The sequence below is a fragment of the Mycobacterium sp. D16Q13 genome, from assembly GCF_002013375.1.
In the GTDB taxonomy this organism is placed as follows: Bacteria; Actinomycetota; Actinomycetes; order Mycobacteriales; family Mycobacteriaceae; genus Mycobacterium.
In genome coordinates this window covers 11,765-31,160 of record NZ_MAEW01000002.1, presented here as the reverse complement: position 1 = coordinate 31,160, position 19,396 = coordinate 11,765, and the positions used below count along the sequence as shown (strand labels likewise).

The 19,396-nt window shown below is 65.5% G+C and carries 17 protein-coding genes; 11 read left to right on the top strand and 6 right to left on the bottom strand.

Features of this window, described 5'->3' with window-relative positions; genetic code table 11:
• Positions 1 to 62 precede the first annotated feature (62 nt).
• Complete coding sequence (locus B4400_RS02355; RefSeq protein WP_030096777.1) at positions 63 to 353, bottom strand: WhiB family transcriptional regulator; 291 nt, start codon at positions 351 to 353, stop codon at positions 63 to 65.
• Between the two features lie 360 nt (positions 354 to 713).
• On the opposite strand from B4400_RS02355, the gene B4400_RS02350 reads away from it, so the two are divergent.
• From B4400_RS02350 to B4400_RS02340, 3 genes are all read left to right on the top strand, one after another.
• On the top strand, positions 714 to 1,547 hold the full coding sequence (locus B4400_RS02350; RefSeq protein ID WP_078308617.1) for a hypothetical protein: 834 nt from the start codon (positions 714 to 716) through the stop codon (positions 1,545 to 1,547).
• A gap of 89 nt (positions 1,548 to 1,636) precedes the next feature.
• Positions 1,637 to 2,215, top strand: coding sequence for a sigma-70 family RNA polymerase sigma factor (locus B4400_RS02345; protein WP_078288326.1), 579 nt, complete (start codon positions 1,637 to 1,639; stop codon positions 2,213 to 2,215).
• Positions 2,208 to 3,575: an anti-sigma-D factor RsdA gene (locus B4400_RS02340; RefSeq protein ID WP_078308979.1), complete on the top strand. Its 1,368-nt coding sequence runs from the start codon at positions 2,208 to 2,210 to the stop codon at positions 3,573 to 3,575. The genes B4400_RS02345 and B4400_RS02340 overlap by 8 nt, the downstream gene beginning before the upstream one ends.
• A gap of 17 nt (positions 3,576 to 3,592) precedes the next feature.
• Here the strand turns inward: B4400_RS02340 and B4400_RS02335 are convergent, their stop codons facing one another.
• Entirely contained in the window at positions 3,593 to 3,997 is a 405-nt protein-coding gene (locus tag B4400_RS02335; protein ID WP_005056069.1) for a DUF5319 domain-containing protein, read from the bottom strand.
• A 163-nt stretch (positions 3,998 to 4,160) separates the two neighbouring features.
• Between B4400_RS02335 and guaB the strand changes: the two genes are divergently transcribed.
• The 4 genes from guaB to guaA all read left to right on the top strand — a co-directional run bounded on the left by guaB (position 4,161) and on the right by guaA (position 10,325).
• Positions 4,161 to 5,696, top strand: a complete 1,536-nt coding sequence (gene guaB / locus B4400_RS02330) for an IMP dehydrogenase (RefSeq protein ID WP_078308618.1) — start codon at positions 4,161 to 4,163, stop codon at positions 5,694 to 5,696.
• A gap of 26 nt (positions 5,697 to 5,722) precedes the next feature.
• The gene (locus B4400_RS02325) at positions 5,723 to 6,859 is read left to right on the top strand and encodes a GuaB3 family IMP dehydrogenase-related protein (RefSeq protein WP_078288324.1); all 1,137 of its coding nucleotides are present in this window, start codon (positions 5,723 to 5,725) and stop codon (positions 6,857 to 6,859) included.
• Positions 6,860 to 6,952: 93 nt separating this feature from the next.
• Complete coding sequence (locus B4400_RS02320; protein WP_078308619.1) at positions 6,953 to 8,710, top strand: GMC oxidoreductase; 1,758 nt, start codon at positions 6,953 to 6,955, stop codon at positions 8,708 to 8,710.
• Between the two features lie 46 nt (positions 8,711 to 8,756).
• Positions 8,757 to 10,325, top strand: coding sequence for a glutamine-hydrolyzing GMP synthase (gene guaA, locus B4400_RS02315; protein WP_078308620.1), 1,569 nt, complete (start codon positions 8,757 to 8,759; stop codon positions 10,323 to 10,325).
• A 4-nt stretch (positions 10,326 to 10,329) separates the two neighbouring features.
• Here guaA and B4400_RS02310 read toward each other — a convergent pair whose 3' ends face one another.
• Complete coding sequence (locus B4400_RS02310; RefSeq protein ID WP_078308621.1) at positions 10,330 to 10,596, bottom strand: tetraspanin family protein; 267 nt, start codon at positions 10,594 to 10,596, stop codon at positions 10,330 to 10,332.
• Positions 10,589 to 11,746, bottom strand: a complete 1,158-nt coding sequence (locus B4400_RS02305; RefSeq protein ID WP_078308622.1) for a PspC domain-containing protein — start codon at positions 11,744 to 11,746, stop codon at positions 10,589 to 10,591. The genes B4400_RS02310 and B4400_RS02305 overlap by 8 nt, the downstream gene beginning before the upstream one ends.
• 163 nt (positions 11,747 to 11,909) lie before the next feature.
• Here B4400_RS02305 and B4400_RS02300 point away from each other — a divergent pair, with 163 nt between their 5' ends.
• The 4 genes from B4400_RS02300 to B4400_RS02285 all read left to right on the top strand — a co-directional run bounded on the left by B4400_RS02300 (position 11,910) and on the right by B4400_RS02285 (position 16,221).
• The gene (locus B4400_RS02300; RefSeq protein WP_170914912.1) at positions 11,910 to 13,115 is read left to right on the top strand and encodes an ATP-binding protein; all 1,206 of its coding nucleotides are present in this window, start codon (positions 11,910 to 11,912) and stop codon (positions 13,113 to 13,115) included.
• Complete coding sequence (locus tag B4400_RS02295; RefSeq protein ID WP_078308623.1) at positions 13,115 to 13,756, top strand: LuxR C-terminal-related transcriptional regulator; 642 nt, start codon at positions 13,115 to 13,117, stop codon at positions 13,754 to 13,756. The genes B4400_RS02300 and B4400_RS02295 overlap by 1 nt, the downstream gene beginning before the upstream one ends.
• Positions 13,757 to 13,925: 169 nt before the next feature.
• The gene (gene imuA', locus B4400_RS02290; RefSeq protein ID WP_078308624.1) at positions 13,926 to 14,630 is read left to right on the top strand and encodes a DnaE2-dependent mutagenesis accessory factor ImuA'; all 705 of its coding nucleotides are present in this window, start codon (positions 13,926 to 13,928) and stop codon (positions 14,628 to 14,630) included.
• Positions 14,631 to 14,700: 70 nt separating this feature from the next.
• The gene (locus B4400_RS02285) at positions 14,701 to 16,221 is read left to right on the top strand and encodes a DNA polymerase Y family protein (protein ID WP_502688371.1); all 1,521 of its coding nucleotides are present in this window, start codon (positions 14,701 to 14,703) and stop codon (positions 16,219 to 16,221) included.
• Between the two features lie 14 nt (positions 16,222 to 16,235).
• On the opposite strand, the gene B4400_RS02280 is transcribed toward B4400_RS02285, so the two are convergent.
• Together B4400_RS02280 and B4400_RS02275 are read right to left on the bottom strand one after the other, a co-directional pair.
• The gene (locus B4400_RS02280) at positions 16,236 to 17,267 is read right to left on the bottom strand and encodes a nucleoside hydrolase (RefSeq protein WP_078308625.1); all 1,032 of its coding nucleotides are present in this window, start codon (positions 17,265 to 17,267) and stop codon (positions 16,236 to 16,238) included.
• A gap of 68 nt (positions 17,268 to 17,335) precedes the next feature.
• Complete coding sequence (locus B4400_RS02275; protein WP_078308626.1) at positions 17,336 to 19,348, bottom strand: SDR family oxidoreductase; 2,013 nt, start codon at positions 19,346 to 19,348, stop codon at positions 17,336 to 17,338.
• Positions 19,349 to 19,396: the final 48 nt, after the last annotated feature.

The window sequence follows — 19,396 nt, the reverse complement described above, 5'->3', positions numbered from 1 at the left end:
GCAAACGTTGGGCCCCCGCAACCTGATGGATGGTTGCGGGGGCCCAACGCATGCTGCACGTGTTAGGCGCTGCGGCGTATCCCGCGGCGCAGAATCAGTTCGCGTTCGGACTCGGAGAGTCCACCCCATATTCCGTACGGTTCGGCGACGGCCAGCGCGTGTGCGCGGCACTGCACCAGCACCGGGCATGCCCGGCACATCTCCTTGGCCTTCATCTCCCGCTGTGCGCGGGCACGGCCGCGTTCACCGTCGGGATGGAAGAAAACGGACGAATCGACCCCTCGGCAAAGGCCTTTCATCTGCCAATCCCAAATATCTGCGTTGGGCCCAGGCAATTGCTGTGGCTGCGGCATGTGGTTAACCCTCTCGCTGCGCGCGCAGTCGACCTGCGCGTGAGTGAAGTGCACCAGACGTGTCGCCGATGACAAGCGGTGTACACAAAGTAGGTGCGCGGTCGAAATGCAGTCAATAGGCGATGATCATGGCAACATCACGCCATTAGGTCCAGAATTAACATCACGTTCATCGTCTTTGCTCTTCGTTGGTACGTAACGCTCGCTCACCCGCGTGGTCAGCGGGTTTTGGCCGTGGGTTTTCCGTTTCCTTAACGCTGCGTTGGGTTAGCGTTTACGACGCCCGTTGACGTGGATTTAACGTCCGCTGCATCAACTGTTAACTCCATTTTCGAGGGAATTGGTACCGTGACCGCTCCCATGGTGACTTTCCGAACGTCCACAGCGGCCGAGCTCACCGATGCCGCCTTTGGGCCGCATCCAGCAATCTGGCCACTTCCGTCTGCCTCGGCACCCGAGGATGCCTGGCTGCGCGCGGTGGCGTTGGGGGGAGCAGGACGCTATGCCGCCGCGCACGCCGGCTTGAACGCCTTGGAGGTGCCGAGGGGTCACACGGATCGGATTGCCTCGCTGGCGCTGAGCACACGCGCGTCGCTCCTGCGTCAGCTCGGCTGGCATGCGCTGGCCCGGGGGTTCGATGGCCGAGCGTTGGCGATGGCCCATGCGGACGCGGAGGCTCGCTCTGACGGGCTCGTCGGGTTGGCGGCGGATGCGCTGGGGCTGGGGCGATTCCCGCTTGCTCACGCGTTACTGGAACAGGCGCAGCGGCTATCCGCGCATGGCGACCCTCGTTGGCCATGGCGCCTGCCCCTGCGGCTGGCCTGGGTGCGCGCCGAGCTGGCCATGGTGTCCGGTGACGGCGTGCGATCGTTGCGGTATGCCCGCACCGCCGAACGGCTCGCGCAGGACGTGCCGTCGGTAAGACACCAGGTCAAGACGGAGATGGTGCTTGCGGCGGCGCTCAGTAGTGCGGGCGATCTCGCGGAATCGGCGGCCGTCGCGGCGCGAGGGCTGCAGGCCGCGACGGCCCATGGGCTGGTACCGCTGCGCTGGGCGCTGGCGGCGATGCTGGCGAGTCTGCCCGCCGCTGAGGAGGTGGGGCAAAGCCGTGAAGACCTCGTTGCTATTCGCCGCGACTGTGCCGCGTGGATAGCCCAGGCGGGCGGCCGGTGGCGCCTCGAGGTGGTGGACTAAATGCGTTACCCCTCCGCGTCCAACGCTATTGTCCTAGGTGACAGCACCACCACGGTGCACCACACGTAACACTGGGGAATGCGCAGTCGATGACAAGTACGGAGAGCGGGCTCGACGACGTCGTTGCTGCTGCCGTCAAGGGCGATCGCGACGCGCTTTCCGAGGTACTTAGTGCCATCCGGCCCGTCGTGGTGCGATATTGCCGCGCGCGTGTCGGAACGGCGGAAAGAAGTGGTCTCTCCGCAGACGACGTAGCGCAGGAGGTGTGTCTCGCGGTGATCGCAGCGCTGCCTCGCTATCAGGATCAGGGACGCCCGTTCCTGGCGTTTGTGTACGGCATCGCCGCGCACAAGGTGGCTGATGCGCATCGTGCGATGGCTCGTGACAAGTCCGATCCGGCCGAGAGTCTTCCCGAGCAGTTCGACCGCCACGCGGGGCCCGAGCAGGAGGCGTTGAACTCCGAGTCGGCACGACGGATGCAGGCCCTGCTGGAGGTGCTGCCCGAGAAGCAGCGCGAGATCCTGATTCTGCGAGTGGTCGTCGGCCTGTCGGCGGAGGAGACCGCCGACGCGGTGGGCAGCAGCGCGGGCGCGGTGCGCGTGGCGCAGCACCGGGCATTGCAGAGACTCAAGGCCGAGATGACCCGGGCGGGTGATCACCGTGGCTGATGAACGCGGATGGTTCCCCCGCGGGCAGGGTGACGAGGGGCCCGAGGACCTGGCGGCACTGCGGCGCACCAACCGGATGATCGACGCCATCGCGGCGGATCTGCCGGTGGCCACCTCCGATTCCGACGAGTACGCCGTGGCGATGATGTTGGCGGCGTGGCGCGAGGATGTCGGGCGTGAGCCAATGCCCGCGAAACCCACACTCGGGCAGGCGCGTAACGCCCTACGTGATCGCGGTGGCCGTTCACGGCTGCTGGCCACCACGGTGGGTTCGGCTGCCGCCGTGACATTGCTGTTCGGTGGATTCGGTGCGGCGGTGTACCAATCGCATCCCGGTGACGCGTTGTACGGGCTGCGTACCTCGTTGTTCGGTGCCGGACCGGCGGTGCGCACCGACCCCGTGGTGCTGTCGGCGCAGACTGAGCTCGCTCAGGTGGAAAAGCTTATTTCCCAAGGCGATTGGGAGGGCGCACAGCAGCAGCTCGGGGTGGCCGCCGCGCGCGTCAACGAGGTGGGCGACGCTCAGCAGAAGGCCGAACTGGCCAGCCGGGTGCAGCAGGCGGAGGTCAGGATCGACGCCAAGGACCCAGTGGCGACGGTGCCGCCGGAGATGGTGACCGAGACGCCGCGAATCATGCTGTCGCCTCCGGTCATTACGACCGCCACCAACACGACGACCTCGGTGACTTCGATGTCATCGGAATCCACGCCTACGACGACGACCGCGACCCCGACGTCAACGCCCTCATCGTCGACGGAGACTTCGACCACCGCCTCGTCACCGACGGAGACAACAAGTTCGACATCGGCGAGCACCTCCGGCTCTGCGTCGTCGAGCTCCGCGCCGACATCCCCTTCGGCATCAACGTCGATCACCGTGTCGGCCACGTCGACGCCGCCGAGTTCGACATCGGCGGCCACCTCGACCGCGTCCAATGCGCCGGTGACGACGACGGTGCCCACGCCGTCCACATCCGTGGCGGGGTCGACGGTCATCACCACGGTGCCCTCGACGGCCCCCGTTGTGACCGTCCCCACCACTCCCGACGGGGTGACCATCGTCACCACTCAGCGCGGAGCGGTGGACACACCCGTCATTACCGCGCCGACGACGATCCAGGCTCCGTCCCCGATTACCCGCACCCCCGACAACCCGGTGCCGGTCTATCAGGCACCCGTCAACAACCCGGGCTCCGGGAACATCCATGGTTTCCCCGGCAGTGGCGGGAGCGCGGGCTCTGACTCCGACAATCCATCACGGCATATGCCAGTGATGACGTCGGTGCCGGTGGCGCCGGCCAATCCCGGGGGTGGATCGTCGAGCCACGGCAGCGGCGCGGGTTCGAGCTCCGGCGAATAGGTTCCAGAGCAGCTAAATCAGCGGAATCCGTCGCGGTCCGTCGCCGCCTCGTTGAGCGAGGCATCGGCGTACCCGCGGCAGTAATCCCAGGTCACGTAGGCTTCGGGCTCGGGATCGAAGGCGGGCTCGTGCGGTCGCACGGTTCCGTCGACGAGCAGCTGCAGCAGGTTCGCGCGGAGCATGTCCCAGTCGTGATAGTGGTCCTGCTGGCATTCGTCACAGCAAACGACCAATCCGCGAATTCCCTTATGGGCGAGCAACGCCTCATAGACCGCGAGGTCGGCGAGATCCTCCTCGACCGCGATCCGCTCTTGCGGATCGAGCGGCTGACCCGGCTCGATCGCGTCGAGTGCGGCCGACGGATCGTGGGGATCGTCGGCGAACGGATCTGGCGGCAATCCCGGCGGAAAGTGGTCGCGCACACTCCTAGAGTACGCAGTTCGCGGGTTCGCGCGCCAGCTCACGTGGCGCATGTCCGAGCACACGTCCGGGAGATTGCAGCCGAGGCGAGCCGATAGGATGGATCTACTCCTTTCCATCCCACTCCTGGGATGTATACGACGGCTATCTGGCATGGAGGCCTGAATGACCATTGCGGCAGGGTCCGTCCACACCGGCGGCGACGATCCGCACAAGGTCGCCATGCTCGGGTTGACCTTTGATGATGTGCTGTTGCTGCCCGCCGCCTCGGATGTGCTGCCCAACGGCGCCGACACGTCTTCGCAGCTGACGAAGCGGATCAGACTGAACGTTCCGCTCGTCAGCTCGGCGATGGACACCGTGACCGAGGCCCGGATGGCTATCGCGATGGCCCGCGCCGGAGGCATGGGGGTGTTGCATCGCAACCTCTCTCTGGAGGACCAGGCCGGCCAGGTCGAGACCGTCAAGCGGTCCGAGGCCGGGATGGTGACCAACCCGGTGACCTGCTCGCCCGACAACACCCTGGCCGAGGTCGACGCACTGTGCGCTCGATTCCGGATCTCGGGTCTGCCGGTCGTCGACAAGGCAGGTTCGCTCGTCGGCATCATCACCAACCGCGATATGCGGTTCGAGGCGGACCTGTCCAAATCGGTCGCCGAGGTGATGACCAAGCCGCCGCTGATCACCGCGCGCCAGGGCGTGACCGCAGACGCCGCGCTGGGTCTGCTGCGGCGCAACAAGATCGAGAAGCTGCCCATTGTCGACGGGGAGGGCCGCCTGACCGGCCTCATCACGGTCAAGGATTTCGCGAAGACCGAACAGCACCCCAATGCCACCAAGGACAGCGACGGACGGCTTCTGGTCGGCGCGGCCGTCGGTGTGGGCGATGATGCGTGGACGCGGGCCATGGCGCTCGTGGACGCCGGTGTCGACGTGCTGATCGTGGACACGGCGCACGCGCATAACCGTAAGGTGCTGGACATGGTCGGCAAGCTCAAGGCCGAGGTGGGCGAGCGCGTCGACGTGGTCGGCGGGAACGTCGCCACCCGATCGGGCGCCGCGGCGCTCATCGAGGCAGGCGCTGACGCCGTGAAGGTCGGCGTAGGCCCCGGTTCCATCTGCACCACTCGTGTGGTGGCCGGTGTCGGCGCACCGCAGATCACCGCAATCCTCGAGGCTGCGTCGGTCTGCCACCCTGCCGGTGTTCCCGTGATCGCTGACGGTGGCATGCAGTACTCGGGCGATATCGCCAAAGCGCTTGCGGCGGGTGCATCCACCACCATGCTCGGGTCGCTGCTGGCTGGTACCGCGGAGTCGCCCGGCGAGCTGATCTTCGTCAACGGCAAGCAGTTCAAGAGCTACCGCGGCATGGGGTCCATGGGCGCCATGCAGGGCCGCGGTGCGGCCGGGAACACCGGACGAAGCTACTCCAAGGACCGCTACTTCCAGGACGACGTGCTGTCGGAGGACAAGCTGGTGCCCGAGGGCATCGAGGGCCGGGTTCCGTTCCGCGGTCCATTGTCGACGGTCATGCACCAATTGACGGGCGGCCTGCGCGCTGCCATGGGGTACACCGGGGCGTCGAGCATCGAAGAGTTGCAGCACGCCCAGTTCGTACAGATCACCGCGGCGGGGCTCAAGGAGAGCCATCCGCACGACATCACCATGACGGCCGAAGCGCCGAACTACTACGTGCGTTAACTGTCGGCACCGCAAAGGAACTCAACATGCGTGACCTCGTCGAAATCGGCATGGGCAGAAGCGCCCGCCGTACTTACGAACTCGATGATGTGAACATTGTCCCGTCGCGTCGCACCCGTTCCTCACAGGACGTGTCGACGGCATGGCAGCTCGATGCCTACCGTTTCGAGATTCCGGTGGTGGCGCACCCGACCGATGCACTGGTTTCGCCGCGCTTCGCGATCGAACTCGGCCGGGCCGGTGGGCTCGGCGTGATCAACGGTGAGGGACTGTGGGGCCGGCACGCCGATGTCGAGGCTCGCATCGCCGAGGTGGTCGAGGTTGCCCAGAAGGAGCCGGAGCCGTCCGCCGCTATTCGCTTGCTGCAGCAATTGCATTCGGCGCCAATCGATCCCGAGCTGCTGGCGGCGGCGATCGCCGAGGTGCGCGGTGCCGGGGTGACGACTGCGGTGCGCGTGAGTCCGCAGAACGCGCAGCTGCTCACCCCGCATTTGATCTCCGCCGGTATCGACCTGCTGGTCATTCACGGCACCATCGTCTCGGCCGAGCGGGTGGCCCGCGACGGTGAGCCGCTCAACCTGAAAACCTTTATCTCCGAACTGGATATCCCCGTCGTCGCCGGTGGCGTGATCGACCATCGCACGGCCTTGCACCTGATGCGGACCGGGGCTGCCGGCGTCATCGTCGGGTACGGGCAGACCGCGGGTGCGACGACCAGTGGTGAGGTGTTGGGTATCAGCGTCGCGATGGCCACCGCCATCGCCGATGCCGCCGCTGCCCGCCGTGAGTATCTCGACGAGACGGGCGGCCGGTACGTGCACGTGCTGGCCGACGGCGACATCCACACGTCGGGAGATCTCGCGAAGTCCATCGCCTGTGGTGCCGACGCCGTCGTACTGGGTACACCGCTGGCCGCCGCGCAGGAGTCCGCGGGCGACGGGTGGTTCTGGCCGAATGCCGCCGCACATCCGTCGCTGCCCCGTGGTGCACTGCTGCAGGTGGCGGTCGGGGAGCGGCCGCCGCTGAGCGAGGTGCTCGCCGGGCCGTCCGACGACCCGTTCGGCACGTTGAATCTCGTTGGTGGGCTCCGCCGTTCGATGGCGAAGTCCGGATACTGCGATCTCAAGGAATTTCAGAAGGTCGGGTTGACCGTCAACTCTTAGACATGTGTCTACTTAGGGTGACCTAATTTACATAACCCCCCTCGTTGTATTCCATACTGGTCGGTAACGTGACCATGCGGAGGTAGGCCAACGATGTCATCACCGGTAGCAGTCCCTGTAAAATCTGAAGCAGATACCGACTTTGACGTGCTCATCGTCGGATCAGGATTCGGCGGAAGCGTCACCGCCATGCGGTTGACTGAAAAGGGTTACCGCGTAGGGGTCCTGGAGGCCGGTCGCCGGTTCTCCGACGAGGAGTTCGCCGAGACATCCTGGAATCTGCGCAAGTTCCTGTGGGCGCCCATGTTCAAGTGTTTCGGGATTCAGCGGATCCATCTGCTGAGTAACTGCATGATCCTGGCGGGCGCTGGGGTGGGCGGTGGCTCGCTGAACTACGCCAACACGCTGTACGTACCGCCGGAGCCTTTCTTCAGCGATCCGCAGTGGAAGGGCATCACCGACTGGCGTTCCGAGCTCTCGCCGCATTACGAGCAGGCGCAGCGGATGCTTGGCGTGGTGAAGAACCCCACCTTCACCGACGCGGACCGGCTCATCAAGGAGGTCGCCGACGACATGGGTGCCGGCGACACCTTCGTCGCCACCCCGGTGGGTGTCTACTTTGGGCCAGACGGCGCCAAGGCACCCGGAGTCAAGGTGGCCGATCCCTACTTTGGTGGTGCCGGACCCGACCGGGTGGGCTGCACCGAGTGTGGTTCCTGCATGACAGGTTGCCGGGTTGGCGCCAAGAACACCCTGGTCAAAAACTATCTGGGGCTGGCTGAATCCTCTGGTGCCCAGGTCATTCCGCTCACCACCGTCACCGCGGTCGAGCAGGGAGCCGACGGGACTTGGCGGGTCTCCACCAAGAGCACGGGGCGCTGGGTGCGTAAGCAGCGCAAGACCTACACAGCCAAGTACGTGGTGCTGGCCGCCGGAACCTGGGGCACACAGAACCTGCTGTTCAAGATGAAGGACAAGGGTCTGCTGCCCAAGCTGTCGCAGCGCCTGGGCGTGCTGACCCGTACCAACTCCGAATCCATCGTCGGTGCAGGCCGATTGGAGTACAAGGACGATTTGGACCTCACCCACGGTGTGGCCATCACGTCCTCGTTCCACCCGACCAGCGACACGCATATCGAGCCGGTGCGATACGGCAAGGGCTCCAACGCGATGGGCCTGCTGCAGACCCTGATGACCGACGGCGATGGCGAGAAGTCGCGGTGGCGCCAGCTCATCGATGCCGCGCGGGCGGACCCCCGGGGTACGTTGCGCATGCTCAATGTGACGCAGTGGAGCGAGCGGACGGTCATCGCGCTGGTCATGCAGCACCTGGACAACTCGATCACCACGTTCACCAAGAAGACGCTGTTCTGGCGGCGCTTGGACAGCAAGCAGGGCCACGGAGAACCCAACCCCACCTGGATTCCCGCGGGCAACGAGGCCACGCGGCGACTCGCCGCGAAGATCGATGGCGTGGCGGGTGGCACCTGGGGCGAGCTGTTCAACATCCCGCTGACCGCGCACTTCCTGGGCGGGGCCGTGATCGGAACCAGCCCGGAGGACGGCGTCATCGACCCGTACCACCGGGTGTACGGGTACCCGACTATGTACGTGGTGGACGGTGCCGCGATCTCGGCGAACCTGGGCGTCAACCCGTCGCTGAGCATCACCGCGCAAGCCGAGCGGGCGGCGTCGTTGTGGCCCAACAAGGGCGAGCTGGACCTGCGCCCGGAGCAGGGTCTGCCGTATCAGCGGATGGCGGCGGTGCCCCCGGCGCACCCCGTCGTCCCGGCAGGTGCCCCCGGCGCATTGCGGAGTCTGCCGATCGAACCGGTGCGGTCGGTCAGCTAGTCCCCCTGCAAGCGGGAGATGCCCCCAGCGCCACTAAGCTAAGCCGGTGGCGCAAACGGAGCAGCATGGCGACCGACCGGTTCTGGTCATCGACTTCGGGGCACAGTACGCGCAGCTGATCGCGCGGCGTGTGCGTGAGGCGCGGGTGTTCTCCGAGGTGATCCCGCATTCGGCGAGCATCGATGAGATCAAGGCCCGCAACCCCCGCGCGATCGTCCTGTCGGGTGGCCCGTCGAGTGTCTATGAAGAGGGCGCACCCCAGCTCGACCCCGGTGTATTCGATTTGGATGTTCCTGTTTTCGGCATCTGCTACGGCTTCCAGGCCATGGCGCAGGTGCTTGGCGGAACTGTCGCGCACACCGGCACCAGCGAATACGGCCGCACCGAGCTGAACGTGGTGGGCGGAGACCTGCATGATGGTCTGCCCGGCGTCCAGCCCGTGTGGATGAGCCACGGCGATGCCGTAACCGAAGCACCCCAAGGCTTTACCGTGGTCGCCACTAGCGAGGGTGCTCCCGTGGCGGCGTTCGAGGATCGGGCGCGGCGTCTGGCCGGGGTGCAGTATCACCCCGAGGTGCTGCACTCGCCGCACGGACAACAGGTGCTCAGCCGCTTTTTGCACGAGTTCGCCGGTATCGAATCCGCGTGGACGGCAGCCAATATCGCCGAGACTCTGGTCGAGCAGGTGCGTGCGCAGATCGGTGACGGCCGCGCATTGTGCGGGCTCTCTGGTGGGGTGGATTCCGCGGTGGCGGCAGCCCTGGTGCAGCGCGCCATCGGCGACAGGCTGACCTGTGTGTTCGTTGACCACGGTCTGCTGCGCAGCGGAGAGCGGGCTCAGGTGGAACACGACTTCGTGGCAGCCACCGGCGCCAAGCTGGTGACTGTTGATGTCGCGGAGAAGTTCCTCGGTGAGCTCGCCGGTGTCAGCGATCCGGAAACCAAACGCAAGATCATTGGCCGTGAGTTCATCCGGGCGTTCGAGGGGGCCGTCTCCGATGCGATCGGCAACTCCGAGGACGGGATCGAGTTTTTGGTACAGGGCACGCTGTACCCGGATGTCGTCGAGTCCGGGGGTGGCAGCGGCACTGCCAACATCAAGAGTCACCACAATGTGGGCGGACTTCCCGAGGACTTGAGCTTTGCCCTGGTAGAACCGCTGCGGCTGTTGTTCAAAGATGAGGTTCGCGCCGTCGGCCGTGAACTGGGCCTACCCGAGGAAATCGTTGGCCGCCAGCCATTCCCGGGACCGGGTCTGGCCATCAGGATCGTCGGCGAGGTCACTGCCGACCGGCTGGATACTCTGCGCCGTGCCGATGCCATTGCGCGCGAGGAACTTACCGCCGCCGGCCAGGACCGCAACATCTGGCAGTGCCCGGTGGTGCTGTTGGCCGATGTGCGCTCGGTCGGGGTACAGGGTGACGGCCGTACCTATGGGCATCCTATTGTGTTGCGGCCGGTATCCAGTGAGGACGCGATGACCGCGGACTGGACGCGTCTGCCGTACGAGGTGCTAGAGCGGATCTCGACCCGAATCACCAACGAGGTTCCCGAGGTGAACCGGGTGGTGCTGGATATCACCAGCAAGCCGCCCGGCACCATCGAATGGGAGTGAGCTACTAGGTCCGGTTACGGCGGGTCGGAACTGCCACTAGCGCAACGCCGATGGCGATCGCCACGGCAATAGCGACCCAGCCGATCAGATTGCTGTGCACCAGTGCCCCGAAGTCTTGGCCGGTGAGGGCCCAGCCCCCGACGACCACGGCGACCAGCCCGGACAACGCCAGCAGGATGGACGGTCTGCCCTTCTCTTCGGTGGTGGCCTCCGATGAGGATTCCGCTCGATTCTCGGCGCCGGTTACTGGTTCGTCGATGTTCTCAGACACGTTGCACCTCAATGCTTCCTACATTTGCCGTTGCGTTGATCGTCAGTACCGGACCGGTGCCGTTGGGCGAGGGCAGGCAATCAAAGCTGCCGATGCTCACCTCGCATGAGGTGCGCACGTTCATCGAGGGAGGAACCAGCACCTGGATATCGCCCATCCCGACGTCGAGGTTCACCGTCTTATCATGGGTGAGCGTGACCTGGGTGAGGTCAAGGGTGATGGTGCCGATGCCGATCTCGTAGTAATCCTCGATTTCGGAAGCCTCTGTCACGCGGTAACTTTGGTCGCCAACGTTGAGTGATACCTCCAGCGGGCCAATGGAGGAGGCCACGATGACGAATACGCCCAGTGGTACCGCCAGGAAGAGCAGTGAGTAACCGCTGCGAAGCCATGCTCCCACCAGCATGCCCACGCCGAGGACAACCAGTGCCGCCGCTGTCACCACTACGGGTGTCACCCAGGTGCCGCCGAGTAGCCCGATGGCCACGAGCACCGCGCTGATGATGAGCGCCGCTCCGATGGTCACCGAGACCACGCGAGACTTGGGTTTGGCAGGTGGCGCTGGCAGCGGCGCCTGATCGGGCAAGTCCCAGGCGAAAGGGGCCGCCCGCAGCGGATCCCAGGTGAGCGGGGGCGGCGGCAAGAGCGGCTCGGTGGCCGCGGTGTTGCTGTTCGATTCGTCATCTTCAGTGGTGAGAGGCTCGCCGGTGCTGGACTGCACCGGCGAACTCGCCGGAGGCACCGGAGTTTCAGTCTGGCGCTGGTAGAGCAGATACCAGCCCCCGAGCAGGACAACGGCACTGACCAATCCCCACGGGTCGCGATCGGGATCGATGAACGGCCCGCCGACAAGCAGCAAGACGATGATCCAGAAGACCATCTTCACCTTGGACTCGTGGTACGGAGTGGTGTAGCGGGCGGTGGGCATCAACAACCAGCACGCCACGTACATGATGGCGCCCGCACCGCCGAAAATTGTTGTGACCACGAAAATTACGCGTACCAACAGCGGATCGACGTTGTAGCGGTAGCCGATTCCCGCGGCAACACCGGCGAGCTTGCCGTGCCCCGGCAGCCGCAACGGCCGCGTCCGCCACATGTCTCCGAGGGTGGAGGACGGCGTCCGTTTGGTGGTGGTATCCGTGTCCATGACAGCTATGTTGCCCAGCCGCGGGCATGTACGCCATCAGGATTCACCCTGATCTTTGCACGGTGGGGTTCAGGGATAAGCCCGATGCCGTGGGGAGCTTTGCCATGGCAGTATCGCAGAGGTGAGTCCCACGTTCCGGAATGCGTTCGCCGGCGGGAATCGGCTGACAGCCGCCCCGCCGTTGCGTCGGCGTACCGGTGGACGGGTGGTCGCCGGCGTCGCCGGGGGGCTCGCTGACCATCTCGACGTTCCGGTGTTTCGGGTGCGGTTGGCCTTCGCGGTGCTCGGGGCGGCCAGCGGTATGGGCATTGCGGCCTACGGGCTGTTGTGGATGCTGATGCCGCCGGGCGACGACGTCGCCGCTGTCAGCGCGACGGACCGTAGGCGGGCAACAGGGCTCTTGCTGTTGAGTCTTGCCGCGCTGATCATCTTGATGTCGACGGTCAGTGGTTCGACGGCAGCATTGGTCTTCCCGATCGTGCTGGCGCTTGTCGGGCTCGCCGTGGTGTGGCGCGAATTCGATGCGCAGGGGCCAAGTTCGGCGGTGCTGGGCGATTCAGGAAAATCGTCGCTGCTGACTTTGGTTCGGGTGATCGCCGGTGCGGCACTGGTCTTCGGCGGGATCGCGGTGGTGGTCCTGCGCAATGTGGATCTATCCTCGCTGCGCGACTCGCTGGTGGCGATCGCCGCCACTCTGGTGGGTGCGGTGCTGCTGACAGTGCCGTTGTGGTTGCGGTTGTGGCGTGCTCTCGGTGCCGAACGTGCCGCACGCATCCGTACCGAGGAGCGCGAAGAAATAGCCTCGCATCTGCATGATTCGGTGCTCCAGACGCTGGCGCTGATCCAGAAGCGGACGGATAACCCCAGTGAGGTGCTGCGGCTGGCCCGCAGCCAGGAGCGGGAACTGCGCAGCTGGTTGTTCTCCGCAGGGGTGTCCTCGGACTCATCGCTGGCAGAGGAGCTGCGCACCGTGGCCGGAGAGGTCGAGGATGCGCACACCGTGGTGGTCAGTTCGGTGATCGTCGGCGATGCCGACCTGTCCGCGGAACCTGAGACCAGACGCGCGCTGATCGGCGCCATCCGTGAGGCACTCGTCAACGCCGCCAAGCATTCCGGGCAATCGGATATCAACCTGTATGCCGAGGTGGAACCCGGGCAGATCAGCGTTTTCGTCAGGGATCGGGGCAAGGGGTTTGATCTCGAGACGGTGCCACAGGACCGGCAGGGCATCGTGCGCTCCATCAAAGCCAGGGTGATGCGCCGGGGTGGCCAGGTTCAGTTCAAATCGGAGATCGGCAAAGGTACCGAGGTACGAATTACCATGCCGTACAACGATGCCAATCATGACGACGCGCAGAAGGGTGCGTAATGCTGCGGGTGTTCCTGGTCGACGATCACGGGGTGTTCCGGTCCGGGGTGCGGGCCGAGCTGGCTGGCGAATCGGATATCGAGATCGTTGGCGAGGCGGGGTCGGTAGTTGAGGCGGTCACCGGAATACGTGCCAGCGCACCGGATGTGGTGTTGCTCGATGTACACATGCCCTCCGGTGGAGGGGTCGCCGTCATCAATGGGGCCGGTGGTTCCGGACCGGTGTTTCTGGCGCTTAGTGTGTCGGACGCTGCTGAGGACGTCATCGCGGTAATCCGCGCGGGAGCCAGGGGCTATGTCACCAAGACGATCTCGGGGAGTGAACTCGCCGATGCCGTGCGCCGGGTGGCCGGCGGGGATGCGGTGTTCAGTCCGCGGCTGGCCGGATTCGTGCTCGATTCGTTCACGGGACGGTCGAATACTCCGGAGCCGGCGCTGGATCCGGAGCTGGACTCATTGACGCCACGCGAGCTTGAGGTGCTGCGGCTCCTTGCCCGTGGATACACATACCGGGAGATCGCCGAGGATCTGGTGATCTCCGTCAAGACAGTGGAGACGCATGCCTCCAATGTGCTGCGTAAGACACAGCAGTCCAATCGCAACGCGTTGACTCGTTGGGCGCACACCCGCCAGCTCGACTAGGACTCGTGGCGGACATGTGCGACACGAATCCATCGCAACACGGCGTGTCGGCAGATGGGTCCAGCATGGGGCCCAGTCCGCACCTCTCGTCTTGACGGTTGTCGGTGGCTAGGTGTTTACTCCAGACATCGAACATATGTTCTAGTCGAATGTGTCTGGAGGTGCGGTTGTGACGGCAGTGGCAGCCGCCGACGAGGTGCTGGTCAACCGTGCTGACCAGCTACAAAAGCTCCGGCAGCAGATGGCGTCGATATCGGGAAAGGTCGGTGGGGACAGGTCGTCGGCCGGCCGGTTTCAGGAGGCACTGCCGGACGCTCAATCTTTGCTACCGGGGTCCGATGCGCTGGCCAGCTCGATAGGTCACGTGTTGCGGCGCGGCACGGTCGCGGTGGCCAGCGGGGCCCGGTCGCTGCCCTTGGATGTGGTGGCTTCGGTAACCGCGGCAGGCGGGTACGCCGCGATCGTGGGCATGCCGGAGGTGAGCGTGCTGGCGGCGGTGGAGCGGGGGGCGGACTTGAGCCGCCTGGCGCTGATTCCCCGCCCGGGCCTGAGTGCGGTGGAGGTGGCCTCGGTGCTCATGGACGGGATGGATCTGGTGGTGTTGGGTCTGGGTGGCCGACGAGTGACCTCGACGTCCGCGCGCGCGATAGTGGCCCGGGCGCATAGCAACGGATGCACATTGCTAGCCGTCGATGGGGACTGGGAAGGTGCCGCGGTGCGGTTGCAGGCCCGGATAACCGGCTATGACGGAGTGTCCACCTGTGGTCTGGGGCGGATTCGTGGGGTGCGGACAGCGGTACGGGCGACGGGGCGCAGGGTGCTCAGAGCTGCCGGGGAGGTGTGTGGCAGCCGTGGCTCGATCAGGTCTGCATAAAAGGCAGCGTAAAGCTCCTCGGGTGCTGGCGATTTGGTGCCCGGACTGGCCGGCGGTGGCGGCCGCGGCGATGGCCGATCTTCCTGCCACTCGCCCCGTGGCGGTGACCCTGGCCAACAGGGTGACGGCATGCACTGCCGCTGCACGGGCGCTGGGGGTGCGACGGGGGATGCGGCGACGCGAGTCCCAAGCCCGTTGTCCGCAACTGCATGTCGTGGCGGCCGATGTCGATCGTGATGCGCGGTTCTTCGAGCCGATGATCGCCGCGGTAGACGATCTGGTGCCGGGGGCCGAGATCCTGCGCCCTGGGCTGATGGCGCTGCCGGTGACCGGTGCTGCCCGGTACTTCGGCAGTGAGCAGACCGCGGCGGAACGGCTGGCTGATGCGGTCTCGGTGGCCGGAGCCGAATGTCAGGTGGGCATTGCCGATCAGATGTCCACGGCGGTGTACGCCGCGCGGCATGCGGTATTGGTGTCACCCGGTGGGGATGCCGAGTTCCTGGCTCCATTGTCGATCAAGGAGATGGCCGCCGAACCCAGCCTGTGTCGCCCGCAGCGTGAAGACTTGGTGGATTTGTTGTGGCGCATGGGAATTCGAACAATAGGTGCTTTCGCGGAACTGGCACGGTCGGATGTCGCCTCGCGGTTCGACGATGACGCGGTGCAGGCGCACCGCCATGCGCGCGCCGAACCGCAGCGCTCTCCCTCGGGTCATGCGGTCCCGGCCGAACTGGGAGTGGAGCTGCCGTGCGATCCGCCGATCGAACGGGTGGATGCGGCGGCTTTCGCGGGGCGAACGCTGGCGGTGAGCCTGCACGAGGCGCTGGCCTCGGCTGGAGTGGCCTGCTCCCGGTTGGCTATTCACGCGGTGACGGTGGACGGCCAGGAGTTGTCGCGGGTGTGGCGGTGTGCCGAACCGCTCACCGAGGAGGCGACCGCCGACCGGGTGCGCTGGCAGCTTGACGGCTGGCTTGCCCGGCGCTGGTCTCTGGACGGGCCGGTGGCGATGTTGCGGTTGGAGCCGGTCGAGGTGGTGGCTGCCGAGGCATTGCAGCTGACGTTGTGGGGAGCGGTGGGCGCCGAGGAACGCCAGCGCGCTCGCCGTGCATTGACACGAGTTCAGGATTTATTGGGAGAGGAGTCGGTACAGGTGGGAGTGATCAGCGGTGGGCGCGGTCCGGCCGAGCGAATTACGTTGGTGCCCTTAGGGGATGAGCTGAGGCCACGGGCAGATCCCGATGCCCCGTGGCCCGGGAGGTTGCCCGATCCGGCTCCGGCGGTGCTGCTCGGCGAGGACGGCGAACCGGTGGAGCTGTTAGATATCGATGGAGCGCCGGTGACGGTGACCGGACGGGGAATGTTCTCCGGGGAACCGGCCGGGGTCCGGCGGGGTAATGGCCGGTGGGAGTTGAGTTGGTGGGCGGGACCATGGCCGATCGATGAGCGATGGTGGGAGGAGCCGGAGCCGAATCCCACCCCGGTATCCGTGGCCGCCAGGGCCCAAGTGCTGCTGGAAGACAAGGGCGGCGGTCGGGCGCTGCTCCTGCATTTCCGCAGGCAGCGATGGTACGTGGAGGGTGTTTATGAATGACGGTCTGGCCGGAATCAGCGAGTGCCGTCAACCTTTCGCGCGAAGACGCTCACTCGCTCGATGAATCGCGCGAAGAAGGCCCCGGGGTCGGTCTCCACCGCGATCTGTGCATTGGGCTTCTGGCCCCACTGGCCCTTCCAGTCCGCGATGGTCATCGCGCGGGTCAGATCGCCGGTCAGCTCCACATCCACGGTCGCGGAACGTGTTTGGACTAATGCTGGATCCAGCGCCACCGCGGCGGCGAACGGATCGTGCATATGAGCCAAGAAGCCCTCGTCCTGCTTCATGTGGAATTCGAAATAGAAACGCACCGCGTCTTCGATGAATCGCAGTAGTGAGTTGGTCGCCGCCGAACGGCTCGAGGGAAGGTCGAGCACCGACAACGGCGCGGTGGTGGCACCCGTGGCCTCGGCCAGCCTGACCAGATGCTCCGGTGTCATGGCGATCGTCTCGGTGAGATTCAGGCCGCACACGATCGGAAGTTCCTGTACGCCAGCGGCTCCCCAAGCGGCGTACACCTCCGCCGTCGCGCCCGGATCAACCACGACATTCCATTCCGCCACCGGCGTGGTGTTGCCGGGGTAGTCGAAGGAGCCGCCCATGATGACGAGCCGTTTGATGAGTTTGGGCAACTCGGGCTCGGCGCGCAGGGCCAGCGCCAAATTGGTGAGCGGGCCGGTCGCCAGGCCCACCAACTCGCCGGGGTGTGCGTGCGCGGCCCTCACCCAGGCCTCTGCCGCGTCGTAATCGGTGAGTGTGCGCGTGGTCTCCGGCAGCACGGCATATCCGAGCCCGGTGGGTCCGTGCGTGTCTTCCGCGGTCCGTAGCGCCGCGCTCAACGGCTCGGCGACGCCCTTGGACACGGGGATCTGCGGGGCGTTGCACAGCTCCAGCAGGCCCAGATTGTTCGCGCACACATGATCCACCGAGACATTGCCCGCCGTAGAGGCGATACCGACGATCTCCACCTCCTCGCTAGCGAGGAGAAAGATCAATCCCAGTGCGTCGTCGACTCCGGTATCAACGTCGGCAAAAACGGAAACCATGGACGTCAACCTACCGTCAGTTAGCTCGCCAATCCGGGCACCGACGCGATTTGGGGCCCGTTTCTAGCTCACCAGTGCACCCCGGGGATGAGGCGCACCACCTTCATCACCGGACCGGGAACACGTAACTTCGGCACGGCCGCAACACGCTTGGCGGCCTTGGGGCGACGTCGCGAGGTCGACAGGTCTTGGCGATCGTCGACGGGCTCCAAGCCGCGGGCGGCGCGGGAGTCTGGGTATGCCAGATACATCTGGTGCATGATCCGGCGGGTCAGCTTCGGTGTCATGTACCGGCCGATATCGGCGTAGGTACCCATCGGATGGTCGATCCGGGTCGGCTTCTCGATCAGTCCGCGAACCACCATGGCGGCGGCATGTTCCGGTGTGAGCCCGCGCACCACGTTCAGCTTGTTCGAAGGCTGAATCATCGGTGTCTTCACCAGCGGCATATGGATGTTGGTGAAGGTGATGTGATCAGACACCGTCTCGGTCGCGACCACATCGGAGAAGGCATCCAGTGCCGCCTTGGTGGGGATGTACGACGCGTACTTGGGGTTGCGGGTCTGCACCCCGGCCGTCGACACATTGACGACATGGCCGAATTTCCTTTCCCGCCAATGGGGGAGGAGTGCCAAGACCAGGCGCACGGCGCCAAAGTAGTTGATCGCCATGACTCGTTCGTAGTCATGGAACCGGTCGACAGTGTTCACCACCGAGCGGCGAATCGAGCGACCAGCGTTGTTGACCAGGTAGTCCACATGCCCGAACTGGCCGAGGATGCTCTTCACGGTGTCGTCGACGGCCGAGTAGTCGGTCAGATCGCAGGGAAACGAATGCGCCTTACCGCCATCCTCGCGAATCTCCGCGACGAGGTTGTCGAGCGCCTCGGCGTCGCGCGCTACGGCGAAGACAGTGCCGCCGCGCTGGGCGACCGCGATGGCCGCCGCACGTCCGATGCCGCTGGAGGCGCCGGTGATGATGACGTGCCGGCCGACCAGTGGCCCGGCGGGGTCGTCACGGCGGTACCGCTCCGGGTCCAGGTTCTTACGCCAATACTGATACAGCTTGCCTGCGTAGCTGTCGAACGGAGGAACGGTAATTCCACTGGGCCGCAAGGCTTTTTGTGTCGCCTCGGAGACGAAGGTGGGCATGATCTCAGTGATGTCGATGACCTCGGGCGGGATGCCGAGTTGGGTGACCACCATGTTGCGCCAGACCTTGAGCGTGCCCCGTGCCCGCAGGAACGGGGTGGCCATGGCATGGGGAAGCGAGCCGCGCACGGGTGGCAGACCGGCAGCGGTGGCAATGCCGGAGTAGATGTCGCGCAGGTAGGTCACCTCGGGATTGGTCAGGTGGAAGGCCTGCCCATCACGGCCCTCCTGGTGCATCAGCTCGACGGTCGCGTCGACGACGTAGTCGACCGGAACGATGTTGGAGCGCCCGGCTTTTGGCAGCATCATCGGCGTGGATCGGGGCAGGCGCGCCAGCTTGGCGAAGACCCCGAAGAAGTAGTACGGGCCGTCGATCTTGTCCATCTCGCCGGTCTTGGAATCGCCGACGACGACGGCAGGCCGGTAAATCCGGTAGCGCAGTCCGGGTTCCGAGCGCACCAGCAACTCGGCCTCGAACTTGGTCTGGTGGTACGGCGTCGGCAGATCCTGGTTGACGTCGAAGTCTTCCTCGGTGAACTCGCCCTCGTAACTGCCCGCGACCGCGATGGAGGAGATGTGGTGCAGGGTGGCGCCGGCGCGTTTGGCCAGCGCGATGACCGACCGCGTGCCCTCCACGTTCGCGGCGCGCTGTGCTTTGTCGTCCACCGTGATGTCGTAGATCGCGGCACAGTGCACGATGTGATCGGCGGTGACCGGATCCGCGTCGGCGGGCAGGCCCAGATCGGGCTGGGTGAGGTCACCCACCAGCGGCTGCACGCGGTCATCCCATTGTTCGGCGAGCTTTTCGAACCGCGATAGGGACTCGCGACGCACCAGGACCGCGACCTCGGCGCCCGGCTGGGTCTCGAGAATTCGGGTCACGATCCGTCGTCCGATGAAGCCGGTGCCGCCGGTAACGATGTATTTCACGTGCTACCTCTGAGACTGTTAGGCCGCTTATCGGCCCGGTTGGAGTCA